The organism is Pradoshia sp. Z6_59, from assembly GCF_058267515.1.
This window is the reverse complement of the sequence record NZ_JBZCPP010000029.1, coordinates 1-26014: the sequence shown is the minus strand read 5'-3', so window position 1 is coordinate 26014 and position 26014 is coordinate 1. Positions and strand designations below refer to the sequence as shown.

28 protein-coding genes are annotated in these 26014 nt (G+C 38.5%); 11 read left to right on the top strand and 17 right to left on the bottom strand.

Annotated elements, in window-relative coordinates:
• The first annotated feature begins 368 nt into the window (after nt 1-368).
• A complete protein-coding gene (locus tag AC4D4B_RS18795) occupies nt 369-707 on the top strand; it encodes a heme oxygenase (protein ID WP_490996305.1) in 339 nt (112 codons plus the stop codon).
• 67 nt (nt 708-774) lie between these two features.
• Here the strand turns inward: AC4D4B_RS18795 and AC4D4B_RS18790 are convergent, their stop codons facing one another.
• From AC4D4B_RS18790 to AC4D4B_RS18770, 5 genes are all read right to left on the bottom strand, one after another.
• Nucleotides 775-978 carry a transcription initiation factor TFIIIB gene (locus AC4D4B_RS18790; RefSeq protein WP_491000784.1) on the bottom strand — a complete coding sequence of 68 codons (204 nt, stop codon included), beginning with the start codon at nt 976-978 and terminating at the stop codon, nt 775-777.
• 97 nt (nt 979-1075) lie between these two features.
• Nucleotides 1076-2878 carry a S9 family peptidase gene (locus tag AC4D4B_RS18785; RefSeq protein WP_491000783.1) on the bottom strand — a complete coding sequence of 601 codons (1803 nt, stop codon included), beginning with the start codon at nt 2876-2878 and terminating at the stop codon, nt 1076-1078.
• Nucleotides 2879-2968: 90 nt separating this feature from the next.
• Nucleotides 2969-3373: a VOC family protein gene (locus tag AC4D4B_RS18780; protein ID WP_491000782.1), complete on the bottom strand. Its 405-nt coding sequence runs from the start codon at nt 3371-3373 to the stop codon at nt 2969-2971.
• A gap of 28 nt (nt 3374-3401) precedes the next feature.
• Nucleotides 3402-3875, bottom strand: coding sequence for a GNAT family N-acetyltransferase (locus AC4D4B_RS18775; RefSeq protein ID WP_491000781.1), 474 nt, complete (start codon nt 3873-3875; stop codon nt 3402-3404).
• 33 nt (nt 3876-3908) lie between these two features.
• Nucleotides 3909-4265: a VOC family protein gene (locus AC4D4B_RS18770; RefSeq protein ID WP_491000780.1), complete on the bottom strand. Its 357-nt coding sequence runs from the start codon at nt 4263-4265 to the stop codon at nt 3909-3911.
• A gap of 169 nt (nt 4266-4434) precedes the next feature.
• On the opposite strand from AC4D4B_RS18770, the gene AC4D4B_RS18765 reads away from it, so the two are divergent.
• The gene (locus tag AC4D4B_RS18765; RefSeq protein ID WP_491000779.1) at nt 4435-4566 is read left to right on the top strand and encodes a hypothetical protein; all 132 of its coding nucleotides are present in this window, start codon (nt 4435-4437) and stop codon (nt 4564-4566) included.
• Between the two features lie 119 nt (nt 4567-4685).
• Here the strand turns inward: AC4D4B_RS18765 and AC4D4B_RS18760 are convergent, their stop codons facing one another.
• From AC4D4B_RS18760 to AC4D4B_RS18745, 4 genes are all read right to left on the bottom strand, one after another.
• Complete coding sequence (locus AC4D4B_RS18760) at nt 4686-5261, bottom strand: hypothetical protein (protein WP_491000778.1); 576 nt, start codon at nt 5259-5261, stop codon at nt 4686-4688.
• A 291-nt stretch (nt 5262-5552) separates the two neighbouring features.
• Entirely contained in the window at nt 5553-5783 is a 231-nt protein-coding gene (locus AC4D4B_RS18755; protein WP_491000777.1) for a hypothetical protein, read from the bottom strand.
• 374 nt (nt 5784-6157) lie between these two features.
• Nucleotides 6158-6487, bottom strand: coding sequence for a hypothetical protein (locus AC4D4B_RS18750; RefSeq protein ID WP_491000776.1), 330 nt, complete (start codon nt 6485-6487; stop codon nt 6158-6160).
• Between the two features lie 166 nt (nt 6488-6653).
• Nucleotides 6654-6854: a cold-shock protein gene (locus AC4D4B_RS18745; protein ID WP_066107773.1), complete on the bottom strand. Its 201-nt coding sequence runs from the start codon at nt 6852-6854 to the stop codon at nt 6654-6656.
• A 325-nt stretch (nt 6855-7179) separates the two neighbouring features.
• Between AC4D4B_RS18745 and AC4D4B_RS18740 the strand changes: the two genes are divergently transcribed.
• Entirely contained in the window at nt 7180-8178 is a 999-nt protein-coding gene (locus AC4D4B_RS18740) for an acrylyl-CoA reductase family protein (RefSeq protein WP_491000775.1), read from the top strand.
• A 188-nt stretch (nt 8179-8366) separates the two neighbouring features.
• Nucleotides 8367-8549 carry a hypothetical protein gene (locus AC4D4B_RS18735; protein ID WP_491000774.1) on the top strand — a complete coding sequence of 61 codons (183 nt, stop codon included), beginning with the start codon at nt 8367-8369 and terminating at the stop codon, nt 8547-8549.
• A 371-nt stretch (nt 8550-8920) separates the two neighbouring features.
• Here AC4D4B_RS18735 and AC4D4B_RS18730 read toward each other — a convergent pair whose 3' ends face one another.
• Nucleotides 8921-9217 carry a tetratricopeptide repeat protein gene (locus AC4D4B_RS18730; protein ID WP_490996295.1) on the bottom strand — a complete coding sequence of 99 codons (297 nt, stop codon included), beginning with the start codon at nt 9215-9217 and terminating at the stop codon, nt 8921-8923.
• Between the two features lie 700 nt (nt 9218-9917).
• On the opposite strand from AC4D4B_RS18730, the gene trhO reads away from it, so the two are divergent.
• The gene (trhO, locus tag AC4D4B_RS18725; RefSeq protein ID WP_491000773.1) at nt 9918-10883 is read left to right on the top strand and encodes an oxygen-dependent tRNA uridine(34) hydroxylase TrhO; all 966 of its coding nucleotides are present in this window, start codon (nt 9918-9920) and stop codon (nt 10881-10883) included.
• 118 nt (nt 10884-11001) lie between these two features.
• On the opposite strand, the gene AC4D4B_RS18720 is transcribed toward trhO, so the two are convergent.
• Nucleotides 11002-11721 (bottom strand): SGNH/GDSL hydrolase family protein, encoded by a 720-nt coding sequence (locus AC4D4B_RS18720; protein ID WP_491000772.1) that lies wholly within the window; start codon nt 11719-11721, stop codon nt 11002-11004.
• Between the two features lie 159 nt (nt 11722-11880).
• Here AC4D4B_RS18720 and AC4D4B_RS18715 point away from each other — a divergent pair, with 159 nt between their 5' ends.
• A complete protein-coding gene (locus AC4D4B_RS18715) occupies nt 11881-12288 on the top strand; it encodes a ribosomal maturation YjgA family protein (protein ID WP_491000771.1) in 408 nt (135 codons plus the stop codon).
• Nucleotides 12289-12297: 9 nt separating this feature from the next.
• Here AC4D4B_RS18715 and AC4D4B_RS18710 read toward each other — a convergent pair whose 3' ends face one another.
• Together AC4D4B_RS18710 and AC4D4B_RS18705 are read right to left on the bottom strand one after the other, a co-directional pair.
• On the bottom strand, nt 12298-12603 hold the full coding sequence (locus AC4D4B_RS18710; RefSeq protein ID WP_491000770.1) for a putative quinol monooxygenase: 306 nt from the start codon (nt 12601-12603) through the stop codon (nt 12298-12300).
• A gap of 53 nt (nt 12604-12656) precedes the next feature.
• Nucleotides 12657-13274, bottom strand: coding sequence for a histidine phosphatase family protein (locus AC4D4B_RS18705; RefSeq protein WP_491000769.1), 618 nt, complete (start codon nt 13272-13274; stop codon nt 12657-12659).
• Nucleotides 13275-13487: 213 nt separating this feature from the next.
• Here AC4D4B_RS18705 and AC4D4B_RS18700 point away from each other — a divergent pair, with 213 nt between their 5' ends.
• The 3 genes from AC4D4B_RS18700 to rarD all read left to right on the top strand — a co-directional run bounded on the left by AC4D4B_RS18700 (nt 13488) and on the right by rarD (nt 18492).
• A complete protein-coding gene (locus tag AC4D4B_RS18700) occupies nt 13488-14840 on the top strand; it encodes a 3' terminal RNA ribose 2'-O-methyltransferase Hen1 (protein ID WP_491000768.1) in 1353 nt (450 codons plus the stop codon).
• Nucleotides 14830-17421 (top strand): polynucleotide kinase-phosphatase, encoded by a 2592-nt coding sequence (locus AC4D4B_RS18695; protein WP_491000767.1) that lies wholly within the window; start codon nt 14830-14832, stop codon nt 17419-17421. Before AC4D4B_RS18700 ends, AC4D4B_RS18695 begins: the two co-directional genes overlap by 11 nt.
• Before the next feature lie 159 nt (nt 17422-17580).
• Entirely contained in the window at nt 17581-18492 is a 912-nt protein-coding gene (gene rarD / locus AC4D4B_RS18690) for an EamA family transporter RarD (protein ID WP_491000792.1), read from the top strand.
• A gap of 506 nt (nt 18493-18998) precedes the next feature.
• On the opposite strand, the gene AC4D4B_RS18685 is transcribed toward rarD, so the two are convergent.
• Nucleotides 18999-20639: a hypothetical protein gene (locus AC4D4B_RS18685; protein ID WP_490996288.1), complete on the bottom strand. Its 1641-nt coding sequence runs from the start codon at nt 20637-20639 to the stop codon at nt 18999-19001.
• Nucleotides 20640-20943: 304 nt separating this feature from the next.
• On the opposite strand from AC4D4B_RS18685, the gene AC4D4B_RS18680 reads away from it, so the two are divergent.
• A complete protein-coding gene (locus AC4D4B_RS18680) occupies nt 20944-22119 on the top strand; it encodes an ROK family protein (RefSeq protein ID WP_491000766.1) in 1176 nt (391 codons plus the stop codon).
• A gap of 300 nt (nt 22120-22419) precedes the next feature.
• Here AC4D4B_RS18680 and AC4D4B_RS18675 read toward each other — a convergent pair whose 3' ends face one another.
• Both AC4D4B_RS18675 and ypfJ read right to left on the bottom strand, forming a co-directional pair.
• Nucleotides 22420-22857, bottom strand: coding sequence for a VOC family protein (locus AC4D4B_RS18675; protein WP_491000765.1), 438 nt, complete (start codon nt 22855-22857; stop codon nt 22420-22422).
• 114 nt (nt 22858-22971) lie between these two features.
• On the bottom strand, nt 22972-23799 hold the full coding sequence (gene ypfJ, locus AC4D4B_RS18670; RefSeq protein ID WP_491000764.1) for a KPN_02809 family neutral zinc metallopeptidase: 828 nt from the start codon (nt 23797-23799) through the stop codon (nt 22972-22974).
• Between the two features lie 254 nt (nt 23800-24053).
• On the opposite strand from ypfJ, the gene AC4D4B_RS18665 reads away from it, so the two are divergent.
• Nucleotides 24054-24344, top strand: coding sequence for a hypothetical protein (locus tag AC4D4B_RS18665; RefSeq protein WP_491000763.1), 291 nt, complete (start codon nt 24054-24056; stop codon nt 24342-24344).
• A 284-nt stretch (nt 24345-24628) separates the two neighbouring features.
• Here the strand turns inward: AC4D4B_RS18665 and AC4D4B_RS18660 are convergent.
• The coding region (locus AC4D4B_RS18660; protein WP_491000762.1) for a DUF7507 domain-containing protein at nt 24629-26014 on the bottom strand (1386 nt) is incomplete at its 5' end.

Genomic DNA, 26014 nt, shown 5'->3' with positions numbered 1-26014 from the left:
AATTCCGGTGAAAATCGGCTGGATTACTAGACTAATCTGGCTTATACAGCCGTTTAGTCACTCAATTTTGACTCGTAAGTCTCGAAAACTCTTAATTTTAGCCTTTTTACAAAAATAATAGAAAAATTGAGTAATAATCTATTTGAAGGGTCATATAGAAGGATGATGAATGAACTAAGTTGGTTATTTCATCACGCAATGCTTTCAATCATATAGAAAAAATATGTTAGAGCCATAATCAGCAAATCCTAAAGCATAATGAATTCAAAATCTTCGAAAAAGGTATATAATAGCAGTGTAAGAGTGATTTTCAATGAAGTAATCTGATATATTTTCCAGAAAAATAAAAATAAAAGGAGAATGATCACATGATTGTTGTTCAAAACAAAATTAAAACCAAACCAGGTTTCGCAGAAAAAATGGCAGGCCGTTTCACTTCCGGTAACGAATTAGATAAATTCAAAGGATTTGTTAAAGTAGAGGTTTTACTTACAGAGGGCCTGACAGAATATGATGAGATGAGCGTCAATATGTACTGGGAAGATGAGGAAAGCTTCCTTGCCTGGAAAAACAGCGACTCCTTCAAAAAAGCGCACAAACGTCCGGAAGGCAAACCGGATGAAGCTAAACAGGACTCTCCTATGTTAGGAAGCCAACAAACTACATTTAGAGTAGCATCCGTAAAAGAAGCAGCTCCAATAAACTAATTTATACGAAAAGGTCTTTCCATAAACACTTGGAAAGACCTTTTTTGTGAATGAACTGTTTACCTTTTTAGTAAAGTGTTTCTTTAAATTTCTCCGGCTTTTTTACATAGCCTTCAATGATAAATCCACATTCCGTGCAAATCATGTATTCGATCTCTGAACCTATACTCACTTTATTTTTGGGGTACATGACTCCATATCCGGTATGTTTCCCGATCCCCAGCTCTTTCTCACCACATTGAGGACATTCTTTTACTTTAGAATGCTTCACGTTAGTCCCTCCACTCGAAAATCTCCTATCATTTTCTCCATAAGGAAAACGCCACAAACTGCAGTACATTACTTTTCGCCGTTTGAGAAAATCTAGGCTAGGATTTTACTTTCACAAGACGATGCTCTTCAAAAAAAGCCAAAACCCTGCGATACACAGCGATTTCATTCTCCTTTTTAGAAAATCCATGTCCTTCATCCTCCATGACCATATAGGAGATATCCCTCCCCTTTTCCTTAAGAGTCTCCACAATTTGGTCTGATTCCGCCTTTACAACTCTTGGATCATTGGCCCCTTGGATAACAAGCATCGGCTTTGTCATCTGCTCAATATAGGTAATAGGTGAGTATTCTATCAATTTCTCGCGATCTTTTTCGGGGTGGCCTACCCAAGTATCCATGATTGGTTTCCAATCTTCCGGCACTGAATTAATAAAGGAAAATAAATTGGATGGCCCACAAATATCTACCACTGCCTTAAAGTAATCAGCATGGCGTCCATGTAAAAGCAATGACATGTATCCACCGTAACTGCCTCCGATCAGGAAGATATCACCTTTCTTCGTATATCCACGGTCAATTAGCCAATCCAGACCAGCAATAATATCCAATCGAGCTCCTGCACCCCAGGCACGCTCTACCATTTTGGTGAATGTTAATCCATATCCAGTGGAACCACGGAAGTTAGGAGTAAAAATACTATATCCATTATCTAGAGCATATTGAAAGAATGGACCAAACCCTTTCCGAACTGCAGACTGTGGTCCCCCATGAACCCAAAGAATCGTTTCTCCTTTATCATTTTCTGGTTTTGCTTTATAAAATAATGCTTCTATTTGGAGACCGTCAAAAGATGGATACGTAATAATCTCGGGCTCTACTATTTCCTCCTTCTGAATACCAGATAGGGTATTGTCCGTAATTGTGACCCATTCATCCTCACCAACCTGCTTAAAAATATTTGCAAGTGTGTTTGAACTTTTTCCGAGCAAATAAAGGGAACCAGAATTAGAAACAACCTTTTTCGTTAGGAGGTCACATGGTGGGTTCAATTTCACCCATGCTTGATTCTCAATATGATAGGCATATAAATAATCCCGCACTCCTTTTTCAGCAGTAATATAGACTATTTTGTTTGTCTGATCGTATGTAAGATTGGTGAAGCTCTCCTGTGGCAATTCTTTAAGCTTAGTAAACTCCCTGGTTTCCAAATTAAAGCTTGCTAAATAAGAAAAATCCGCATCATAATCCGTGATTAAATAGACCTCCTGATCCGAAACGAAAACAGCTTCACTAACGGTATGCTCCTCATTTGTTGGCGGAGTCAGCAGGATATGTTCATCCGCTTTTTTCACATAATATAGAGAATTAGTATTAGAAAATTGTTTGGTATAGAGAATAACGGATTCATCCTCACTCACTTCCGCTAGAATGGTACTGCCTCCGTTCCCTTCCAATACTTTCGTCTCTTCCCCCGTGTTCATTTGTAAGCAATAGCTACTGAGGAAGGACGCATTTTCCTTGGTAGATGTATAGTACAATCGCTCGCCGTCCTTCGAAAGGAATGGATGAAAATTACGTGTATTCTCCTGGAAAACTAGCTCCTTCAAGGCACCGCCATATGTCGGCATGGCATAAAATTGAGTATTCTCATCACCGTCATGATCAAAGCCAGCTATAACGAATCTTCCTTTTGGGTCATACAGTAAATACTCAGATGGCTGATCATTGAAGGTCAGCCGAGATGGAAAGGCATTAGGCATATTCATCGCCCAAAGATTATACTTTCCACTAATATTAGTACTGATGATAATCTGTTTTTCATCCGGGCTGACAGCAAAATCAATTATTGAAACGGTTCGCAGCAATTGTTCTACATCTGGCTTTGGAAAAGTAAACATAGACATACTCCTCATATTCATTTTTTTGTGATACACAATCAATCTAACCAACTTTATGTAAGACATATGATAGGTAACGACTTACAGCGATTAGTTGTCCTTAAATCCTGAACTTAATTCACTCCAGACATCAAATACATGACCATCTAAATCATAAAAAACAAAATTCTTACCTGGGTGCCCTCGATCTTCAATGTCCCCTACCCTTACATTCTTCTCCGTTAATTCCATATGAAGCTCTGTTAACTTTTCCAATCCATCTACTTCAAAGGTAATCGAAAAACGTTCACTTCCATGCTTGTCTATAAAATTAGAACTTTCGCCATCTGGTGCATGAACAAGGAAAAAACTTTGATTTGCAAGATTAATAATCACTTTATCCTCATCTTTATAGCTTAATTCTGCTCCAAGCTTATCTACATACCATGCTAAAGACTCTTTAACATCCTTTACAGGAATATAAAATGTACCAACTCTTATTAACTTATTTTTCATGCCATCCTCCCTGTAATCAATCTGGTCATTACCAATCCTTCGCCATAATGATAAATCGATATGATTCTCCTCTTATGTCATTCATGAATTCTCCTACTTGCTGAAATCCTTCTCTTTCATACACTTTAATGGCCCGGTGATTAGAGTCGACTACGGCCAACTCTAAATGGTCATAGTCAAAAAGGAATCTCCCTTGCTCCACAATGGCATGGAAGAAAGCAGGGCCATGTCCTTTTCCAGTCATAGATGGCTTCATCTGAATTCCAACTGCCAGTATCTCCGCTTCGTCCTCATCACTTACATCAAAAAACTCGCAGTTACCTACAAGCTCACCACATTCATTTACTACCGATAATTCCCGTTCCTTTTGAACACTTTGCCTAAAGCCATCTATCTTTTCTTGCTGAATCGAATTATCGTAAAACGAATACATATCATCGTACGTCCATAATAAAAAGTCCTCTATATCCTCTTCGGTACGTTTTCTTAATAAATACTCCATCCTTTTTGCCTCTTATCTGATTGTATTAGGTTGCTATATTTCTTCGTTCATATTTTCAAAGAAGCCTAAACGATTTCCCCATGGGTCTGTAAATGTGGCCCATTTAACCGGTACTTCTTCACGGGAGTAGATTTCAAAAAAATCAATATGCAGCTCTTCCATCATTCTTTGTCTTTCTTTTTCTATAGATGTAACCTCAAGCCGAAGCGGACCACTTCCTTCTGCCGGTGTCCCTTTAGCGACTTGCAGCCAGCCCCCGGTAATTATCTCCCACTCTGCAAAATCTTCATGCGGCACAAAATCTGGTGCCCTGTTCAAAAATACTTCATACCATCTCCTACCTTGTTCAAAATCAGCCACACGGACCTGATAGGTCATTTCAGCTACCAAGAATATTTCACCTCCTTTAATAGTTCATAATATTGCGAAAATTTTATATAGAATTTCTGAGGAAATATACACATAGGTGATAAATGATTAATTTACTCTTAACTTAATAGATTCGTACGGAAAGTACCCACATCAAAATGGCATAATATTCTAAAGTGAGGTGGATTTTATGTTGAACATCGGTGATATCATTTATCAGTTGTTTTCAATTTTAGTTGTTATCTTTTTTTATTGTGATGATTGTATCTTTCTTTCGTTCTTCAAAAAAGCGGAAGGAACAGCTAGATCGGATAGAAAGTAAATTGGATAAACTGTCAGGGCAATCAACTAAAAATTAGCTCGGTTTATAAGCCGGGCCTTTCTGTTTTTCTTTGCTGGATTATTTTATAAAACTATTGCTAAACTCTACCAAGACAGCTATTATTTCTTTTTACTCAAATCAAAACGAGTTATTTCTTTTTTGCCCAAGGATACAATTAAAGTTGCCTCCAGTGCGTTCTCTTTTAAATGTTCTAACTTGTCTACAGAAGGTACTGGAAGAACTTCCTCTGTTTTTTCTTCAACGCCTAAATCATAATAGATGGTGAATTCTCCTGTTTCTTTTTCTTCAATAATAGCAGTATAGGAATAGCCGAAGCCCAAGCCTGAACCTTCATAATCTGCCGGTTCAAAAATATTAAAGCCCATCACTTCATTAGAGGCGGTTACTAATTTTTCGTCAGGTTCAATCCTAGCCTCCAAGCCTACTCCTTTACTTATGTCTCCAATCTTTTTATTTCCTACATTTTTAATAACAAATGTGTAATACAGGGCTGTAGGCACGACTTCTTTTCCTGCGTTCTCACCTTCCTGCAGAATAGTGGATCCCGTTTTGTTTTTATCATTCACAATCTCTGCTTCTGCACTGACCAGTTCTAGACGTGTGTTCGTGGAGCAAGCGCTAAAAATGCTGATAACGACAAATAGGAACGTAAACAACAAACTAAATCGTTTCATGCAACCTCCTTTTTCCTGCCTATATGTTTGATAGGCAGATCTTAGAATTCTTCACACATGGTTAGATGAATAGCGATTGCTGCCAGGAAGCTGCTTGATCTTTTTTCAGGCTTCTACCGCATCTTTGTGCTACTTCCCTTGATTGTTCGGTCTGCAAAATAGTCACGGATGAATTGATGAGTTCAAATTGTGGGGGAATTTTTTTCGTATAGGATGGATCTTTTTTCGTTCCTCACACCAGGTAGTCATCGCCTCACGGTAGGTTTTCCCGGCATGATTTTTTAAATATTCCTAGATGTGGGTCGTAAAATGAAAGGTAGGAATGACCGTTTGAAAAAATGCTCTTACTTCTTGACTGCAACGGTGATTTTCTTTGATGATTGTATCGAGGCTTAAGTTTTTTTCTGGTGTTTGTTGTTTTACATAGGCCTTTACTTTTCTAATCGGCTTTTTTATTTCTCCTGTTTCAAGAAAGGATTCGATTGGAAATCTCAATCTTTGAGCCTGAAACAGCAAGTCCATTTTCTCTGCAAAATGATTGCAACTCTTCCTTCAACCAATAAAAATCCCTAAAACTTTGGACACTACTACTTCTAGTAAGCTTAGGTCTCAGCAGGATTCACCTCCATATATATCCATTTAATTATAGAAAACTAGTACTTATAAATCAACGTACATACCGAAAATGAATTTTACTAAAATTAACAGGATAAATATATTAGCCACGTTTTTAATTATATGCTATAATCTAGTCAACCTTTAAAACTGTTATACTATTTTATGCTTTACTGTTTCAATTGCCTTGCTCTATTCGCCTTGAGCAGGGTATTTTTTTTATTTATTGATCTACAAAAAGCGAGAGCTAAATCCATGTTTGTAAGGAAGGCTGCTAATGCCTATAGGATTTTAACACGCTCACCTTTTTTCCCTAATAATACAGATAATTCAATAAAAATATACGGATAAGCTAAAAGTGTCAATTCAAGGAACCCATACCCAAATAACACAGAATTCCCATCTCCATAATAACCGCTATCAATCATATATTTACCGATTAACAAATAACTAATAAAAGATAAACTAACAAACAGCAAGCCAATCACGTTAAATTTAAATTTAGATCGTATAGCCGTCACTGGTAAATAAATTAAAGCCAGGAAAATTAAAAAGAAAAAAATATACAATGGTTCATAAACTCCCACTAAAGCACCTCGTTTTATTAACAACTTAATTCAATCTAGATACCACAAGTCCTCTTCTAATTACCATAATATTGAAATAAGAGATACCCTATTTTAATCAATAGCATAACGCTGACCTTTAATATAGCCTTACATACAAAGAAAAACAGATCCTGTAACCAGGATCTGTTTTATTTATGTGTCGATCAGATTAGTTTTTTTGAACGTTAGTAGCTTGTGGTCCACGTTGACCTTGTTCTACTTCAAAAGTAACTTCTTGACCTTCGTCAAGTGTTTTGAAACCTTCACCTTGGATAGCCGAGAAGTGTACGAATACATCGTCTCCACCTTCGCGCTCGATAAATCCGAAACCTTTTTCTGCGTTAAACCATTTTACTTTACCATGTTCCATTTTTTGTTGCCTCCTAGTGTGCTAACACACAATTGTATTACTATCCTTGCTTTTCGATCGTAAGACGACAATAATTGTTCAACTTTCAACCGCATCAAACAAAAATAATTCTACCTAATAATAACAGGTTCTGGACGGAAGTGCAAACGATTACCTCAATTATTTTTAAATTTTTCTTCAAATCATGATTTTTTTGAAACTCTTTTGCGAAATTATACCTATTAAAGCGATGGTAAATAAAACAAATCATCAAAAATCACTTTTACAAAGAAGGTTCAACGTTCATTATATAATGGTATATAGTGAAGAAAAGGAGCTGGTAATAATGGATCAAAGCTATAAAGCGTTAATCGTAGATAAACAGGATGAACAAACAGCAATCAAATTTATACAAAAACCGTTACATACCCCACAAGATGGCGAAGTTCTCATAAAAGTAAAATATTCAGGTGTAAATTACAAGGATTGCCTAGCTACAATTCCCAATGGAAATATTGTGACTTCCTACCCGATGGTACCAGGCATCGACCTAGCAGGTACGATTATTTCGTCGACTGACACTCGCTTTAAGGAAGGTGATGAGGTAATTGCTACGAGCTACGAAATCGGTGTATCCCGTGATGGAGGATATGCGGAATATGCTTATATTCCTGCTGATTGGATTATCTCACTGCCACAAGGGCTCACTCTCAAAGAAGCCATGATCATTGGTACAGCTGGATTTACCGCTGCATTATCCGTCCAGCGCCTGGAGGAAAATAAGGTGACTCCTGATCAAGGTCCTGTAATTGTCACTGGAGCTACAGGCGGTGTAGGCAGTTTCGCGGTCTCCTTCTTAGCAAAACTCGGATTTACCGTTGAAGCCAGTACAGGAAAATTAGAGGAAGCTGAGTACTTAAGATCAATCGGTGCTGCGAATGTGATTTCAAGGGATGAAGTATACAACGGTAAGGTTCGCGCCTTAGGAAAACAGCGTTGGGCCGCTGGGGTTGACCCTGTTGGCGGGGAACCTTTAGCATCTCTATTAAGCCAAATTAAATATGGTGGTTCTGTTGCGGCTAGCGGACTGACGGCTGGCACGAAGATTCCCTCCTCCGTATTCCCATTTATATTAAGAGGGATAAATTTATTAGGCATCGATTCTGTACAATGCCCGATGAATACACGCCAACAAATTTGGGAACGTTTAGCTACGGATTTAAAGCTCAATCAGTATGAGAATCATATCCAGCAAGAAGTGACGCTCGAAGAACTGCCAAATGTATTTCCTATCCTTCTAAAAGGTGAAGCACGCGGCAGAACAATCGTTGTGTTCCCGGAATAAAGAACTCTATTCAATACCAATTCTATCTACATTTATCAAGATCTAAATTAAAGGCTGCTTTCGCATAGATTGTTGCTCCTGACTTTAAAGTAGTAAATATCCATTTTGTGGTACCATTAAACCCACAACAAGATAGGTTCATCTAATATGTAGAACTATTATTCATGTTCCTTTAAGGAGTGACACTAGTGGAAACTTATAAGCCTGAGGTTAAATCAGATTTGGTAGTGATATTTACGGATGGTTTACCATTTATTCTTCTGATGATATTGAGTGTAACTGCTATTGTATATATCGTTAAGATGATTAAACATTATAAAATGGCCAAACATAAACAACGTCGTGACCGAATTGAAAAAAAATATAAATAAGGATGATTGACCTCTTTCTTAATAGTGTTAACTGGGACGAACTTATAAACAATCCTGAAAGACGAACAATATCTAAATTAATGTTACTAGACTTTGTTACTTATTTAAGAGTTAAGTTGGAGGAAAAAGTCCGCTCCATTCCACTAGATATGAATAATGGTATGCAGAATGAACCAATCAATTGAAAACAAATAAAAACCCAAAATAGTAGGCGAATATCCATTAAAATATCACCTACTATTTTGGGTTTATCCTTATCTGAAATACTTATGTCCTAGCCTCTTTTAGTTAGGCTTTGTTAAATTTAAATGCTTATTTTTATATAATAGTTAGGAGAACCTTCGTTTGTCTTGGTCCCCTAAAATGTACTCTTAATTGAAATGAATTATCTTTAACTTCAAGAATTTCTTATCATAACGTGCTCGTTCAATTAAATGATTGTACCATTTTAATGCTTTTTCTGACTCGCCATTTTCAATAAAGCATTCAATAATTTTCTTGTAATTTGGACTAAATGGATACTGTTCGTTTTTACATAGATTTAGTGCAGATTCAAAATATTGGCTTGAAAGATTCGGCTCTTTCAAATCTTTATACATTAATCCAATATAAATATAGCCACTTCCTATTTCTAAATTTGAAAATGGTTGATTTGTAACTTCTTCCATAACTTTAATTGCTTTTCCTCTCAACCCAAATAATTCATAAAAATTAGCTTTTCTAACGTAACTGTCATATGTTTTGATATATATTCACCTTATTTCTTTTACTTTTCTTTATCAAACTGCAAAATTTGATGAGTGTATAAAATCGCCAAACGCCTTACTCATACTTGAATCCTCCTACACGAATGTTCGTTCTTATTATAGTAACATTTTAGGAAGGCATCAAATATTAACATTATTACGCATGTGAACTATTAGAAAAAAATTTCGGAACCAGTCGAAAAAGAACCGATGCGCTGGGTAGATTTTAATGACTTAGAAGAGCATCTTTTCCACGAACATCATTTATACTTAATAAAACAGTACTTAAATATTCTATAATCAATCACTATACATATATACTTCATGACTATGTCTCCTTTTATTGACTCATCAAATTTGTTCCAACATTCCAGTTCTAAAGAAGTCGCGTCAGCTCCCACCTTAATTAACATTCTATATTTTCATTAATAATTTCCTTCTTGTTCAAACCGTACATCATGATTGCAAAAAAATTATCCGATTTTTCAACCGAGGAAATAAGTTGTTTAATTAGCACATTTTGCTAACAATTGTTATAATGTTTTGATGTGTAAGAAAAGTATCTAAAAATCACCTTTTGAATACGTATCTTGCAAATATTAAAAAATAGGTGGTAAGAACCATGACAGAAAACAAACCATACAGAGTTTTGCTTTATTATTTTTATACTCCAATTGAAGATCCAGCTGCATTCGCGGCAGAACACCTTGCGTTTTGTAAGGGGATTGAACTGAAAGGCCGTATACTTGTGGCCAAAGAAGGAATTAATGGTACAGTTTCCGGTACCGTAGAACAAACGAATGCTTATATGGACAAAATGAAGAACGATCCTCAATTCGAAGGGATTGTATTCAAAATAGATGAAGCGGACGGTCATGCGTTTAAAAAAATGCATGTGAGACCACGTCCTGAGCTTGTTCATTTATCTTTAGAAGATGATATTAATCCGAACGAATTAACTGGACAATACTTAAGCCCAAAAGAATTTTTCGAGGGCTTACAGGATGAAAACACAATTGTTTTAGATGCGCGTAATGACTATGAATATGAACTTGGACATTTCCGCGGTGCCATCAAGCCAGACATTGAAACGTTTCGCGAGCTTCCTCAATGGGTTCGTGATAATAAAGAAATGTTTGAAGGAAAACGCGTACTAACCTATTGTACAGGCGGTATCCGTTGTGAGAAATTTTCCGGTTGGTTAGTAAGAGAAGGATTTAAAGATGTCGGCCAGCTCCATGGCGGGATTGCCACATATGGGAAAGATCCGGAAGTACAAGGTCAATTATGGGATGGACAAATGTATGTATTCGATGAAAGAATCGCTGTTCCAATTAACCAAGTAGAGCACGTAATCGTCGGGAGAGATCACTTCGATGGTGAACCGTGTGAACGCTACGTTAATTGCGCAAACCCTGAATGTAACGATCAAATTCTTTGCAGTGAAGAAAATGAGCATAAATATCTGCGCAGCTGCACAGATGAATGTCGTGTACATCCTCGCAATCGTTATGTTGTAGAGCATAACTTAACTGAGGAAGAGGTTGCAGAAAGACTGCGTAAACTAGAATTAATATCAGCTGAATAATAAAGATGGAGACCTTTCAATTGAGAGGTCTCCTTTTAATTATACGATTATATGCTTTTCATCAGCGCCCTATTGTAATTACCCTATTCCGCTCTCAATCTCATCATAATAGCGAAAATTATTGTTCCTGCAGTACTTTTTGCGGGGCTAGCTTACCTAAGTTATCATAAATCTCAGCCGCCATAATTTTATAGCCTTTTTCGGTCAGATGGATTCCATCATCACTGATTAAATCCTTCAATGGACCTCTGCTCTTAATCGCATTTCTCACATCAATGAGGAAGACATCCATTTCTTCTGCTATATTTTTTACGGCTCGATTATACTTACTGTGCCAATAAGATATTCCCCCCACCTTGCATATCCAGTGACTGACTTCCGTACCAAAACGTTTGGATATCGTCTGATAATAACGAGCTGGATCCAATGGAGGCAGCGTAGTTAAAACCGGTGTAATTCCGTTTGATTTTAATTTGATAATAAGCTCTTTCAAATTATCAGCATACCTTGATAGAGTTACTTTTGGCTGATGCTCGTCGTTCGGTTTAGCCGCTACTTCCTTCCAAACAAAGTCACAATCATTCCCGCCAATCCCAATAATCACATAGGTAGGTTCTTCTTGAATAACATCCTTTTCAAGTCTGGCTAAAAGTAAATCAGAGTTATCATTGAATACTCCCTTATTGATCACTTCTGCCTCGCTAATCTCTGGATTCAACTTATCCTCCGACATAAACTTTTGTAAATAAGCAGGATAATTATTTCTTAAAATTCTCAAACGACCCTTAACATAGGATACTCCCCTAGTTAAACTATCACCAAAGCATATTAATTTCATAGGCCATCCCTCATATCTTTTAGTATATTCTGTGTTGCAAAGCATGATGTTTCTTTGTTACTTTAATTATATCAAGAAAATTTAAAAAATTACTTGATTAATGTTTATATTCTTTTAGATAATTTGCCAATAAAAAAAATAGTAAATGAGTGAATGAATATGCATCCAACCAACCATATAAGTAGATTCTTTTATTTAGCAGCCATTATTCTATGTATCTTTCTCGGATTGGCTTCCCGTCTATACAGGTCGATGCTGCATCCATTTTTAGCTCAGCATGCCGGAGATGCTTTATGGGCAATGATGGTCTATTTTGGGTTTCGATTCCTTTTCGTTCAAAAGAAACCATTCACAGCTTTTCGGTTCAGCATCCTGTTCAGCTTCGGAATTGAATTCAGCCAGCTGTATCAACCAGCATGGATCAACCAAATACGAAATACTACCATTGGGGCTTTAATCCTCGGTAAGGGATTTCTGTGGATCGATTTACTGCGGTATACACTGGGCATTATGATAGCAGTAATCCTAGATTGGTTGAAAATCAAATCAAGTAAAACAAATGGATGATAAATTCAATCAGCCTATCTTTCCTCCTTCTACACGCAAAGTACTGATTATTTCCATGCCAGTCATAATGGGTTTTGCACGTGCGATTAATGTTCGGGTTGCTTCGAGACCCAGCGAGGCTTGATGAGATTCTGCATCCCTCCAAACCTCATAAACAAATACAGAGTTTGGGTTATCTTCCGAACTATTAACTAAATAAACCTCACAGTCATCTAGGTCCTTCATCGATTCTGCCGCTTCCAGCAAAATGTCTACCATTGTGTCCCTCTCTCCCTCTACCACTTCAAATCTATTAAATAACCCAAATTTGCTCATATCACGACCTCCCATTTATAAGCACTTCTATTGCTTAACCTGCTATGGACATCCTATATAATAATCTGTCTATGTGATAAATCCCCTTCCAGGATGATATTAAAACCACCTTCTTCTATCTCTACAACTGTAAGACTCGTATCATGGATAAAAGGAGGAGCCCATAGGCTCTCAATAGAGGAATTTTTGAAAATAGAATAGAAGCATTTTATCACAACGGAGTGAGTAACAATCAGGATATTGCCTGACTCATATTCATGCTGAATCCGATTCAATACGTTCATCGCTCGTTCTTTAACCTCTACAAATGTTTCCCCTTTTACAGGCTTATATAAATGGGGATTGTTCCAGAAAGCCTCAAACTCCATTGGATAGGTAGCCCTGACGGCTCCTTGTGTTTCTCCCTCCCATTCTCCCATATTGATTTCCTGTAAATTTTCATCATAGACTAGCGGAATGTTCCGGTCACCCTTAATATATGTTGCTGTATCTGCTGCTCTGCCACTCGGGCTTGAATAAATAGCTGTTAAATCAATATCCTGCAGTCCTTTGCCCAGTGATACCGCATTTTGAATACCTTTTACGGTTAAAGGTGAATCTAATCTTCCCTGCATTCTTTTCTCCGTATTCCAAACTGTTTCTCCATGCCTGGTTATATAAAGTGTAATCAAATTTCCCATCCCCCTAAATCAACACTACTATGTATTCTTTATAGTACCGCCGTTCTATTCTTGCAGAATTCTTCCTAACAGTAAGTCCACTTCATTTATTCTATCCTCCATTGCCAAACCCCTCTTTGAGCCAAAAATAATATGTAACCCTCCATAGCTTAAAATGGTATTATTAGTTTATTATTTTAATATTTTCCATATCGGAGTGATACGATGCAGTTAACTATGAAAGCAACCGGTGATCATGTACAAGTCTTATCCTACCTGCTTGCTAAAAACCCAGCCTCTTTGTATGAACGGTCCAGTAAAGGACATTTAGTTCGTCTTTTTTATAGTAGATTTGAAGAAAAAGAAGTGGAAGCGACTATATTTGTTACACCTGATCCAATCGAGCTGTTGGATCACCATTCCAATCAATATGAAATCACACATTATATAAATGATCGAGAATTTGCCGTAAGCAGTATCTTCTGCTCATTTATACGGAATGCTCTTGGAACGGCCCTGAATGGACAGCCGAAAGAGGAATATAGACAATGGGTCAGCCATGCTTTTCCTTGCCAATTTACCCTTGGACCTGTTTCATCAGAACTAACGGATCAAGAAATAGAACGTTTATTTAGTCCGCTGGGGTTTGAAATCACCATCACACATGGTAAAAATACGTCCTCCCCAACTAAATCGGCAAGAATGATCACCCTGGATGGATTAACAACCCTGCAAAATGCTTTAAGACAGCTATTTGTCCTCATCCCTGTGCTGGATAACTATAAGCACTATTACATAGACGAGAAGGAAGTCGAAAAGCTGGAACGGTATGGACAAGGATGGCTTGAGGATCATCCAATGAGGTCATTCATTTTACAAAGGGCCTTACGATTCAAAGAATTATATGAACCAACAGAAGCACCTAAAAAGCTGGATAAGGAGCAAAAAACTCCATCCAAACCATCTCTGGCTGCCCTTCGCTATGAAAAAATACTGAAAACAGTCAGTAAACTTGATGATAAAGAGACAATTGTAGATATGGGTTCAGGTGAGGGAAAGCTTTCTCTCAAACTAGGATTTCTGGATGGAGTTAAAGAAATCCTGGCAGTCGAGCCATCTGAGCATATGACATTACAGGCAATCAAAAGGTTCGAAAAAGTGGCAGGCAAGGTAGGATTCCTTTCTCCCACACTGATTTGGGGTTCGCTTTTTTATTATGATGAACGTCTAAAGAATAAGGATTGCATGATTTTATGCGAGGTCATTGAGCATATTGATGAGGCACGTTTACCCAAAATCATGAGAATGATCCTGGAGGATTATCGGCCAAAAACTCTTATTATCACAACACCAAATAAAGAGTACAACGCTGTATATGACTTACATGAACACTTCCGCCATTCCGACCTTCGCTTTGAATGGTCGAGGCAGCAATTTGAGGACTGGTGCAGGATGAACGTCGCCAATCAGCCATACAATCTTCAGTTTCAAGAAATTGGTGATATTCATGAACAGTATGGCTCACCTACTCAAATGTGCATTTTCAAACGAAAGGAAGGCCAATCAGATGAACATTAACATACCAAGTGCAGGGATTATCCTTTTAGTCGGTCCGTCCAATTCCGGTAAAACAACTCTGTTATCCAAATTAATCAATGATCAAACACTCCTCCCTTCCGAGGTTGTCAGTTCAGATACTTTCCGGCAAATCGTTGGGGATACAGATTTTATAGATTGGAAGAACCGCTCCAAAGCAGAAGCAGATTACCTGGTGGAACACTATCATTCCATCTCAAAAAAAGCATTTGAGGTCATATACTCTGTCATAGAGGCTAGATGTCAGCTAAATAAGCTAACTTTCATTGATGCCACTCATCTTAAGGCCGATGATCGAAAAAAATATATTGATATTGCCAGGAAGCACCACTTGCCCATCATTGCCCTCATACTGGATACCGATCAACAAACACTTTTGGAACGGGATGAAAAACGCGAGCAGCCAAGAGGAAAACGCCGAATTAAACAGCAATACCAGACCTTCAAAAGCGAAAAACGTTTTATCAAAAAGGAAGGCTTCCGAGCAATTTATGCAATTAAGGATATAGATGAAGTCTCTCTTCACAGGCTGGAAAATCCGCTATATATGGAGGTCGGCAGCGGCCTTGATCTAATTGGTGATATACATGGCTGCTATGAGGAAATGATTGAACTACTTGAAAAGCTGGGTTATCAAGCTCAGGAAAGTGGCTTGTACATTCATCCCGATGGCAGAAGGTTTGTGTCTGTTGGAGATATTATGAGCCGCGGCCCCTACTCGTTAAAAACAATGCAATTTTTCGAGTGTCATATTGAACATGGATTGGCATACATGATTGATAGCAATCACGGCTGGAAAATTGCCCGCTGGCTGGATGGGCGAAAGGTTACCCTAAAGCATGGAGATGAGCAGACGGCAGACGAGTTTAAACAATTTGAAGACAAGTACGGCTCTGAAGAAGCAAATCTACTTAAAAATAAGATGAAGAAGATGCTGATGGAAGCCCCTTCCCATTATGTGTTTCTTCATAATGATGTACCTGTGCTGGTTTGTACTCATGCAGGGATAAAGGATGACTATATCGGCAGACAATCTCAGGAAATCAGTGATTTTTGCCGTTATGGAGATACGGACGGCTTTGATGAAGCTGGAAAACCCCGCCGGAAGGATTGGTTTGTTAATCATAACAGCAGCCCGCTCATTATATGGGGACATGATCCGAAACCTCAGCCCCTGCGTATCAATAACACGATAAATATCGATCAGGGTGTTGTTTTTGGCGGCCAGCTCACTGCCTTCCGTTACCCGGAGGAAAAATTCGTCAGCGTAAAAGCCGGGCAGGATTATTCAAACAGCGATGACAACCCTTTGATGGAATGGGAAAGGAATCGATTAAATCCGCCTAATATCGGCAGCTTTATAAACGGGTATTCTGTCCTTACAGAAGAGTTCGGTGAAGTAAAATTGTATAAGGAGCATGTGAAGGCTGCGATTGATACAGTTTCCCATTTCACCATCCCTCTAGAGAAATTACTCTATATTCCGCCAACCATGAGTCCTACTCCAAAACCCTCTCAGCTGCCGGATTATTTAGAGCATCCGAGGGAAGCGATTGATTATTATCGCAGTCACGGGATTCAAAGAATGATTGCTGAAAAGAAGCATATGGGCAGTCGTGCTGTTTTATTACTATTCAAGGATCAGCCCTCCGCTCTTCATTATGTTGGATATGAAACGCTTGGCGTTATTTATACGCGAAGAGGCCGACGCTTCTTTGATTCCATCACTGAGGAGAAAGTGGTTCACGAATTGCATTCTGATTTGATCAATCATGGCTATTTCGAGAAATATGATACAGATTTTGTTTTGCTGGATGCGGAAATTATGCCGTGGAACCTGAAAGCGAAGGAGCTTATCCAAAACCAATATGCGCATGTTGCTGAAAATGCCATCATGGACCGCGCTTCTCTCAAAAACAAGCTGGAACAGGCCGTATCAACGAATTCCGAGCTGCACGGATGGCTAAACGAATATACTGAAAAATTGGCAAATGCGCATAATTTCAAAGAAGTATATGAAACCTATTGCTGGGAAGTCGAGGATATTCACCAGATTCAGATTGCTCCCTTTCATGTGCTGGCTCACAGCAAGGAAACCTTTTTTGGCCAACCTCATCTATGGCATATGCACATGAATCATGAATTCGCCGCTCTATCCAACTTCTTTATTGAAACTGAATTTAAAGTGATCGATAGCGAGACGAGCGAGCAAGAGGTCATAGAATGGTGGAGGGAAATGACTGAGGAAGGACACGAAGGCATCGTCATCAAGCCTGAAACGTTTATCGCTAAAGAACGAGGCAAGCTGTTGCAGCCCGCTATTAAAGTAAGAGGCAGAAAATATTTATCGATTATTTATGGGATGGATTATTTATCCCCCGCTAACCTAGCACGCTTGAAAAATAGAAACACCTCTAAAAAACAAAAATTGGCGTTACGTGAATTTGTCCTGGGAGTTGAAGGCATTCGCCGCTTTGTCAACGGAGATTCTCTGCAGCGCGTACATGAATGTGTCCTTGGTACGCTCTCTCTCGAATCAGATCCGGTCGATCCAAGACTGTAAGAATCATAACGAAGGAAGATGAACCTGTTGTGAGTGACAGGTTCATCTTTATTTAATTAGCCAATGATTATGAGCTATTACAATTTGTATTTCCGATTCTACCATTCAGGAGTATAATGAGGGATACAAATGAAAGTTATAGTAGAAAGAAGTGTAAGTATGGAGAATCAAGCAAAAGAGAAAAAGCTCGGCATTTTAGCTGGCGGCGGAGCTTATTTTTTATGGGGATGCCTCCCGATTTATTGGAAATTAGCCGGTGATGTATCTGACTTGGAAATCCTGGCACACCGGATTTTATGGTCCTTTGTGTTCATGGTGCTGCTCGTCTTTTGTTTCCGAAAGACAAAGGATGTTTCTGGGGAAATCACCACAATCCTTAAACAGCCTAAATTGACGTTGGCAATCACGCTGGCAACCCTATTAATCTCAGCCAACTGGTTTATCTTTATTTTTTCAGTCAATAGCAATAATATTTTATCCGCCAGCATGGGTTATTATATTAACCCAATTGTCAATGTAATACTGGCAACCATCTTCTTAAAGGAAAGACTGAGCAATGGCGAAAAAATAGCTGTTTTATCTGCGGCAATTGGTGTGATTATTCTAACATGGAGCCAGGGCTCTATCCCATGGCCTGCTATATGCATGGCAATGACCTTCGGATTATACGGACTCATTAAGAAAATGGTTCAAATCAGTCCATGGACAGGCTTAACACTGGAAACAATGATTATCGCACCATTCGCACTCATTTATCTGTTATTCTTTGCTGAGCATTCCTTTTTATCATACAGTACCCAAGTTGATTTAGTTCTTGTGGGAGCCGGTATTGTAACCGCAATTCCGTTATTGCTGTTTGCAGAAGGAACGAAACGAATCAGCTATACAATGATTGGATTTTTACAATATTTAGCTCCAACCCTCATGCTCGTGATGGCTGTCGTGATCTACGATGAAACATTCACCCTTATTCAAGGCATATCCTTCCTGTTTATCTGGATTGCCTTAATCATCTATACAGCATCCAATCTGTTCAGATCCGCAAAGAGCAGAAAAGCAGCAGCGAATTAATGTATTTCGTATGAATGGACCGGTGGAGGAAACTGAGATGTTACCTTCACCGGTTTTTCGTTTGCTGCGTAAGAGTGGCTTAACGTGCGATGCCCCCGTTGCTGGCTAAATAATGTTCCGGATGCTATTTTTCTATTGAATTCTAACTAGTTTGCCAGTTTTCAAGAGGTAATTCCCTCTATTAGGCCGATATAAGGCATAGAATTCAAATAATCAAGCCGATTTCTATTATGATTGCGCGAATTATTAGCATAATTGAGCGAAATTTCTCATAATTGACCGATTATAACCATAATTGAGCGGAAACGGCTTGGAATTGAGCGAATCTCATTTTTATGAGCGAAATTATAAGCATTCGAGCGAAAATTTTACCGATTGAGCGCACATAACAGTGATTGAGCGAATCTATCAAACTATACTCTGATTCCCCCCTCTTTAGACGACAAAAAAAGAGATGTCGATCAGCCCTCGAAAGACTAATCGAACATCTCTTATTAGTATCCCGCTTAAAAATAAGCAAGCTGATATTGTTCATAATACAACTCAAGTTCATCTACAGTAGTTTTATAAAGAGGCAGCGGATCGGTTTCATCTCCATCAAAAATAAAGTCTAAATCCTGGTCGCTTACTTTTTTGAACATGAAGGACGTATCCTCCACATCTGTAACCACTTTAATATATTCCGAGTCGGAGTCTTCTATGTTCAGTTCCAATACAAGCTCTTCCTCTTCATCATACATAACAAGATACCCCATATTACGATCGGCACCCGTTATGATTTCGAAAAAGTATGGACCATATTCCTCTCCATACCCATCCAGCTTCTCCTCTTCCGTACCCTCTACTCCCCAAACTCCATCTATATCTGCGAGGGATAATGTCTTGCTGTAGACCAGCTGATTACCGTAATAAATCCTCGTATAGGATTCCGCATGGTCAAATGTCTGCAGTTCATCGGTGTCATTAACACTTACGGATTTTATTTGGCCATCCTCTGTATTGTAAACGACATGGTCCACATAGGACACGAAACCGGTGACATCATCCGCTATTTTCTTTCCATCCAGAATTAAAGAATGAGTAGCAGATAAATAAATAATTTTATCATCTACAATGGACCAGCAAAGCCGGCTGCTGGAATCCATCATCACATTAGGGGCAATTTCCTCAGGAACACCTGAATGTTTCACTTTATACATCGCCTGTGTCTCATCTAAATAATAGATATCGTCATTGAGTATAAAGAAGTCTACAACTCCCTCTGCAAGTAAATCAGATTTCTGATCTTCCATCTCCTTTATGAGCAATTGCTGATTTCCATTTAAATAAATATAGGAATCATCCTTCATTTTATAATCGAGAACATCAGAAGCGACTCGAACTGCTTCATTTTCAGCGGATAGGCTGTAAAGCTCCCCTATATCACCCTGATAATCTGCTAAATAGGAATAATGCCCAGAATCATCAACCTGAAATCCCCCGTAATCATGGCTATCTGCATGAAGATGGACATTCTCAGTCTTTTCTAAATCCCTGATGTATAATTCACCATCATCCGTACTGATGAGTAACCTGGTACCACCCTCTGATTCCTGGAAATTAACCACCCTTGAAGCGATTTTTTCTTCACCGCTATCTTTTGTAAAAACATATAAGTCCATATTTTCATTGATATAGAATAATCGTTTACCGTCTATAGATAATCTGTATTGGACAATATCTGAACGGACTTTCCGAGGTTTACTCTCATCAAAGATCACGTATAACTGACTATTTTCATCAGTCAAATAGGCAAGAGTGCTCTCATCAAAGGAAAGCAGATACGGTATTCTGCTGGCAGAAACCTGTTTAGCTATTCTTTTTTTCTGCCCATCTTTATAGCTGTACAAATCATCGTCACCATTTATATACATGAGCCCACGATGCTCATCCCGATAATGGATCGTATCCTCCCTAACATTTGAATCAACCTTTTCGATATCAGACTCATGTTCTTTCATATACAGGTCCGTACCTTTTAACATAATATACGCATCATCATTCACTTCATGCTCCCGATAAGTGGAAGTACCATTCTTGTCCGAACAACCTGTAAGAACAATCAATAAGCATAGAGAAAACAACATCGATGGTATCTTAATAGCCAAAGAACTCCCCTCTTCCAAATATATTAATAGATAAAAAAATTATATCATAATAATAATTATTATTTTAATATTATAAATAATTATAATATTACATTCTGGTTAGAAAGCAGAGGTTCCTGAAGAAATTGTTTGGCTTAGCAATGATCAGATGACCTACACCAGTCTTTATTAAAAGCCTATACACATTTTTTAATCATCTATTTCGTTACATTTAGCTTACTTTCCCCAGGCCGATGAACGATGTTTTTTGTTTTGAAAGAGTATGGTATAACTAACAATAGAGATAGAAAGAAGGAGTATAGATATGAAGTGGAATCAGCAAACCATTAAAATCAATAATAAACTAAGAATATTAGAATCCATTCGAGATAATGCACCTATATCAAGAGCTGATTTAGCGCAAAAACTCGGCCTGACAAAGGGCACGGTCTCCACCCTGGTCAACGAGCTTTTGGAAGCGAATATCTGTTATGAAACGGGTCCGGGGGAATCGAGTGGCGGCAGGCGTCCGGTCATGCTTCTCTTTCAACATTCCACTGCTCATGTGATTGGTATTGATATTGGAGTGAATTATATACTTGGGGTCCTTACAGACCTTAAAGGCAACATCATTAAAGAATTCAAACAGCCAGCTATGAATCCAAACTATGACGAAGCTGTACAGATTATAAATGAGTTAATTCGTTCTCTCCTCACTTCAGCTCCTGCTAGTACCTATGGAGTCGTGGGGATTGGGCTGGCTGTTCCAGGAATGGTAAACATAGACGGGGAACTTCTGCTCGCTCCTAATTTAGATTGGAAACAGAAGCAATTAAAGAACCAAATTCAGGACGAATTTAATTTGCCAGTCATAATCGAAAATGAAGCAAATGCAGGGGCCTTTGCGGAGAAAATGATAGGTCCCGGACAATCATCAAACAATACGGTTTATATAAGTGCCGGAATTGGAATAGGAGTTGGAATGATCTTAAACGGTGAACTCTACCGTGGATCCAATGGATTTGCCGGTGAAATGGGCCATATGATTATTCAATATGATGGATTGCCCTGCTCATGCGGAAGCAAAGGATGCTGGGAATTATACGCTTCTGAAAAGGCATTGATTAAAAAGGCTTCTACCCTACTCCCATCAAATGAAGAATGGACACTCGAAAAATTAATTGAACAAGCAGAGAGCGATAAACAGATCCAAGCAATCTTTACAGAAACAGCAAAGTACCTTGGAATCGGTATTGCCAGCATCGCGAACACGTTAAATCCCGAGCAAATCATTATCGGAAACCGCCTTGCTATGGCAAAGGATTTATTGAAAAATGAAGTTGAACATGTCGCACGAGAATGTGCACTGGATGCTTCCAAATCCCAGCTGCGGATTCAGTTTTCCAATTTATCCATCTATTCAGCTGCACTTGGAGTCTCAGCCTTCGCAGTTGAAAATTTTATCCAATTGGTTTGTAAACAATCAAAGGTTAACCTATAAGGTTGGCCTTTTTTATTGCCTCCCGTAACAAAGTTGATAAGAATGATCAAGTAGAAGTATATTCCACGGTTAGGCTGGCAAGAAAACACTTGGACTAACAAAAGCCATTCTAAAGAAAACTATACAGTCAAAAGAAAAGCACAGAAAAAAGAACTGTATGAACGGTCACCGCAAAGGATAAAGCCCGCAAATATCAGTTCTAAGGCAACTAAAAAGTCGCAAGACAATAACTCTATTATGTTGACGCAGACGCTTGTATGCGCCCTTTTTATGTACCTAAAAAGGAATATTTACATCCTTCTATTCAATAACCAACATGTTGGACTCATCAAATTGCCACATCTCACCATATGCCACTTCCCAATAATATCCGTCCGGATCTGTAAAATAACCGCCATATCCGCCCCAGTCTGTCCTTTCAGGCTGTTTCACAATTTTCGCGCCAACCTCCTCGGCTTTTGCCATAACACGGTCTACCTCCTCGGCTGATTTCGCATTATAGCCTAGAGTAATTCCTGAAAAAGCAGAAGTTAAATTGGGTGGATTACTCTTATCAAGATCACGCGCTAAATCCTCTAATGGATACAAGGAAATACGGGACCCTTCATTTTTAAAGAAAATCACATGCGGACTAGATTCCGGACCAATCATGGACATGTCGAAGCCCAATTCTTTATAAAACCGATGGGATTCTATAATATTCCGTGTTCCAAGCGTTACCAAGTTTAATCGATTCATTTTTTCTCCTCCTAAATGGTTTACTCTATTAGTTCGATATCGATTATTCTTTTCCTGTTAAAAATAGATAAAAATAAAACCTGCTTTCGCGAAGCAGGCCTTCTTCTTTTCTTCCTATGGATTTTTCACATTAAAGGTATCCCCATCCTCTAAATTCCCGGAATTAAATCCCTTTTTAAACCAGCGCATCCGCTGCTCAGATGAACCATGAGTAAAGCTTTCCGGAACCACATACCCTTGCGCTCTTTTTTGGATTGTATCATCACCAACGGTACTGGCTGCTGTGATAGCCTCCTCCAGATCCCCTTCCTCAAGTAAATCCATACTCTCAGCATGATGAGCCCATACACCGGCTAAATAATCAGCCTGCAATTCAAACCGTACTGAAAAGTCATTAGAGCTTGTACGCTGCTGATTTTTATCGGTTTCCAATAGGGTTTGTACATGGTGGCCGACTTCATGGGCGACAACATAGGCCATCGCAAAATCACCCGGTGCTTGAAACTCCCTTTTCAGCTCATTATAGAAGCTTAAATCTATGTAAAGCTTATGGTCTCCCGGGCAATAGAATGGACCGACAGATGACCCAGCCGTTCCACAGGCTGATTGAACACTGTCATTATAGATAACAAGAGTAGGCTCTTCATATACCAAGCCCTCCTCTTTAAAGAGCTTAGTCCAAACCTGCTCGGTATCAGCTAAAACAACCGATACAAATTCAGCAAGCTCCTCTTCCTCCTGTGTTCCAACGTACTCTGTATTTGTAGTATTGGTAGATGTGCTTCCTCCCAGCTGATTTAATAGTTCAGTAGGATTTCCACCTAAAAACGTAATCACCAACAATAGTATAATACCGCCAATCCCACCGCCGATGATCCCTTTACTGCTCATCCCTCTGCGGTCCTCCACGTTTGTACTGGCTCTTCTGCCCTTCCACTTCATACAATTTCCTCCCAATCCTCTTTAATCCTATTAATTGCTTATACCCGTAATTGAATGGAAGTAATTCATGGGATTGGTAGACTAACTTATTTCAGATTGTAATAAAGATGGGCCAAATCTCTCACACTAGTCATACTTTCTAGTAATATTTTATTATTTTCTCTTGAAATCTCTAAATTGTGTACTAATTTAATACAAAGTGTATATATATTATATAAAGAAGTATAAAAATCAATGATAAAGGATGTTTAAAGATGAAAACATTCAAGGTTGGTAATCCCGTATTTATTATGGAAAAAGGCGAAAAGGTAGAAGGAGTCATTGCCCAAATTGACAAAGCCAAGCAAACAGCCACTGTCTATTTTAGAAAACCAGTTTATCATCTACGAAAAAGAACATTCCATTATGAGTATTTACACAGCTTAGACGAAACTGACCTTACAACGGATCACTATTTAGACCTTATGATTCTGGCAAAGTCTTTGGGCCAAGAAGAGCTTTACGAAGATTTTATGACAGACTTAAGAAATCTTAATACACACTAACCCCAGCTTACTGATCTCACATCTTAAGATTTACACCTCTACTAAACAATCTACTATCATAAATAGAATTTATACTACCTTCTAAATTTAATAGAGATATTTCCCACCTTAGCTGGGCTAGGATTAGTAAGCTGGAATCATTATTATAAAGTATTTTTACATAAGACCGTCGTATAGATGGATCACCATTTATATATCATTCATAAAATAAGAAAAACCAGCTTAAGGGAATCAATCCACCCAAGCTGGTTTTCTATTAATTAATATTCACTTACTCTAAAAGCTTAGTGTTTTCTTTTCCAAACATACAAGCCGCTTCCAGCGATAAGGAATACACCTAAAACCAACAGAATATTTAATGTAGATTGGCCAGTTTTAGGATTTTCAATGAAGTTTTGCACCACTTCCATAATAGTTGGTTCTTCTTGATCTGCAGCTGTGTCATCTTGAACAAATCCTAGAACCTCTTCATTTGTAGCTACTTTAACTGTTACAGAACCTTCCTCAACTATTTCCTCACCATCAATAACCACTTTTGCTACTGCAATATTGGTTAATTCACCAACGTCCTCCGCAGTAGCCACATGTTCGACTGTAAATGTTTTGGTTTCGCCAACTTCAAGTTTCTCGATTGTTGTATCAAGATCAACCATTTCATCGACTACGTTCACATCAGTCAAAGCTTTATCACCTGTGTTGGTTACATCGATTGTATAGGTGATGGTTTCGCCAACTTTAACCACTTCTTTATCAGCGGTTTTATTCACTTCAAAAGCGTAAGTTGGATCAACCGTAATCTCGGTAACGACTTCATTTGTTTCCTCATCGTTGACTACGGCGATATTACTAATTTCACTGTTAAACACTCCAGAGTCTAACGGATTAACTTTAGTGTTAAACTCAACTGCCACTGTATCTCCTACTGGCAATTTATCTAATGAGTAAGTTAGAACCCCATCTTTGTAGACTGCAGTGGATTCAACACTCTCACCATTAATGATTACTTTTATAGAATCCTCTAAGAGTGTAAGACCAGAAGAAATCTTATCGGTAATTACAATATCCTCTTGTTCAGCTTCACCATCATTGGTCACTGTAATCGTATAGCCAACTGTGTCACCTGGTTTCGCATTGGCTTTATCTACTTCTTTAATAGAAGTTAGATGCGGTAGCTTCACTTCCGTAGTAGCTCCTGGCGTTGGCTCATCGTTAACTACAGCGATATTTTCCAGTGTCGTGCTGTACTCTCCTTCTGCCAATTCATCGACCTTCACTTTAAAGGTGATCGTCATAACCGCTTTGCTTTCCAGTTCTTCAGCTGTTACTGTTAACACGCCATCCTCATATGTGAATTCGGCTCCTTCTAAATCTACCGCGATGGAGTCTTTCACTAATGTCATGCCTGTTGGCAATTCATCAATGACCGTTACGCCTTTTTGAGCAGCTTCCCCGTCATTTTCTACTCGGATGGTGTAGGTTAATTCTTCACCTGGTTTCGCATTGGCTTTATCTACTTCTTTAGTAGATGTCAGATGTGGCACTTTAATGTCGGTTTCCGCCGGTTTTGTTGGTACATCGTTAATCACAGCCACATTTTCAATCACCGTGCTATACGTACCTTCCGGTAATGCCTCATCATTGACTTCCGCCTCGAAGGTAATTGTCATCGT

Excerpts from the sequence above, each read along its gene's own strand:
- AC4D4B_RS18795 (WP_490996305.1), top strand. The coding sequence starts at position 369 with ATGATTGTTGTTCAAAACAAAATTAAAACCAAACCAGGTTTCGCAGAA.
- AC4D4B_RS18785 (WP_491000783.1), bottom strand. The coding sequence starts at position 2,878 with ATGTTTACTTTTCCAAAGCCAGATGTAGAACAATTGCTGCGAACCGTT.
- AC4D4B_RS18780 (WP_491000782.1), bottom strand. The coding sequence starts at position 3,373 with ATGAAAAATAAGTTAATAAGAGTTGGTACATTTTATATTCCTGTAAAG.
- AC4D4B_RS18775 (WP_491000781.1), bottom strand. The coding sequence starts at position 3,875 with ATGGAGTATTTATTAAGAAAACGTACCGAAGAGGATATAGAGGACTTT.
- AC4D4B_RS18765 (WP_491000779.1), top strand. The coding sequence starts at position 4,435 with ATGTTGAACATCGGTGATATCATTTATCAGTTGTTTTCAATTTTAGTT.
- AC4D4B_RS18760 (WP_491000778.1), bottom strand. The coding sequence starts at position 5,261 with ATGAAACGATTTAGTTTGTTGTTTACGTTCCTATTTGTCGTTATCAGC.
- AC4D4B_RS18755 (WP_491000777.1), bottom strand. The coding sequence starts at position 5,783 with ATGGACTTGCTGTTTCAGGCTCAAAGATTGAGATTTCCAATCGAATCC.
- AC4D4B_RS18745 (WP_066107773.1), bottom strand. The coding sequence starts at position 6,854 with ATGGAACATGGTAAAGTAAAATGGTTTAACGCAGAAAAAGGTTTCGGA.
- AC4D4B_RS18740 (WP_491000775.1), top strand. The coding sequence starts at position 7,180 with ATGGATCAAAGCTATAAAGCGTTAATCGTAGATAAACAGGATGAACAA.
- AC4D4B_RS18730 (WP_490996295.1), bottom strand. The coding sequence starts at position 9,217 with ATGGAAGAAGTTACAAATCAACCATTTTCAAATTTAGAAATAGGAAGT.
- trhO (WP_491000773.1), top strand. The coding sequence starts at position 9,918 with ATGACAGAAAACAAACCATACAGAGTTTTGCTTTATTATTTTTATACT.
- AC4D4B_RS18720 (WP_491000772.1), bottom strand. The coding sequence starts at position 11,721 with ATGAAATTAATATGCTTTGGTGATAGTTTAACTAGGGGAGTATCCTAT.
- AC4D4B_RS18715 (WP_491000771.1), top strand. The coding sequence starts at position 11,881 with ATGCATCCAACCAACCATATAAGTAGATTCTTTTATTTAGCAGCCATT.
- AC4D4B_RS18710 (WP_491000770.1), bottom strand. The coding sequence starts at position 12,603 with ATGAGCAAATTTGGGTTATTTAATAGATTTGAAGTGGTAGAGGGAGAG.
- AC4D4B_RS18700 (WP_491000768.1), top strand. The coding sequence starts at position 13,488 with ATGCAGTTAACTATGAAAGCAACCGGTGATCATGTACAAGTCTTATCC.
- AC4D4B_RS18695 (WP_491000767.1), top strand. The coding sequence starts at position 14,830 with ATGAACATTAACATACCAAGTGCAGGGATTATCCTTTTAGTCGGTCCG.
- rarD (WP_491000792.1), top strand. The coding sequence starts at position 17,581 with ATGGAGAATCAAGCAAAAGAGAAAAAGCTCGGCATTTTAGCTGGCGGC.
- AC4D4B_RS18680 (WP_491000766.1), top strand. The coding sequence starts at position 20,944 with ATGAAGTGGAATCAGCAAACCATTAAAATCAATAATAAACTAAGAATA.
- AC4D4B_RS18675 (WP_491000765.1), bottom strand. The coding sequence starts at position 22,857 with ATGAATCGATTAAACTTGGTAACGCTTGGAACACGGAATATTATAGAA.
- ypfJ (WP_491000764.1), bottom strand. The coding sequence starts at position 23,799 with ATGAAGTGGAAGGGCAGAAGAGCCAGTACAAACGTGGAGGACCGCAGA.
- AC4D4B_RS18665 (WP_491000763.1), top strand. The coding sequence starts at position 24,054 with ATGAAAACATTCAAGGTTGGTAATCCCGTATTTATTATGGAAAAAGGC.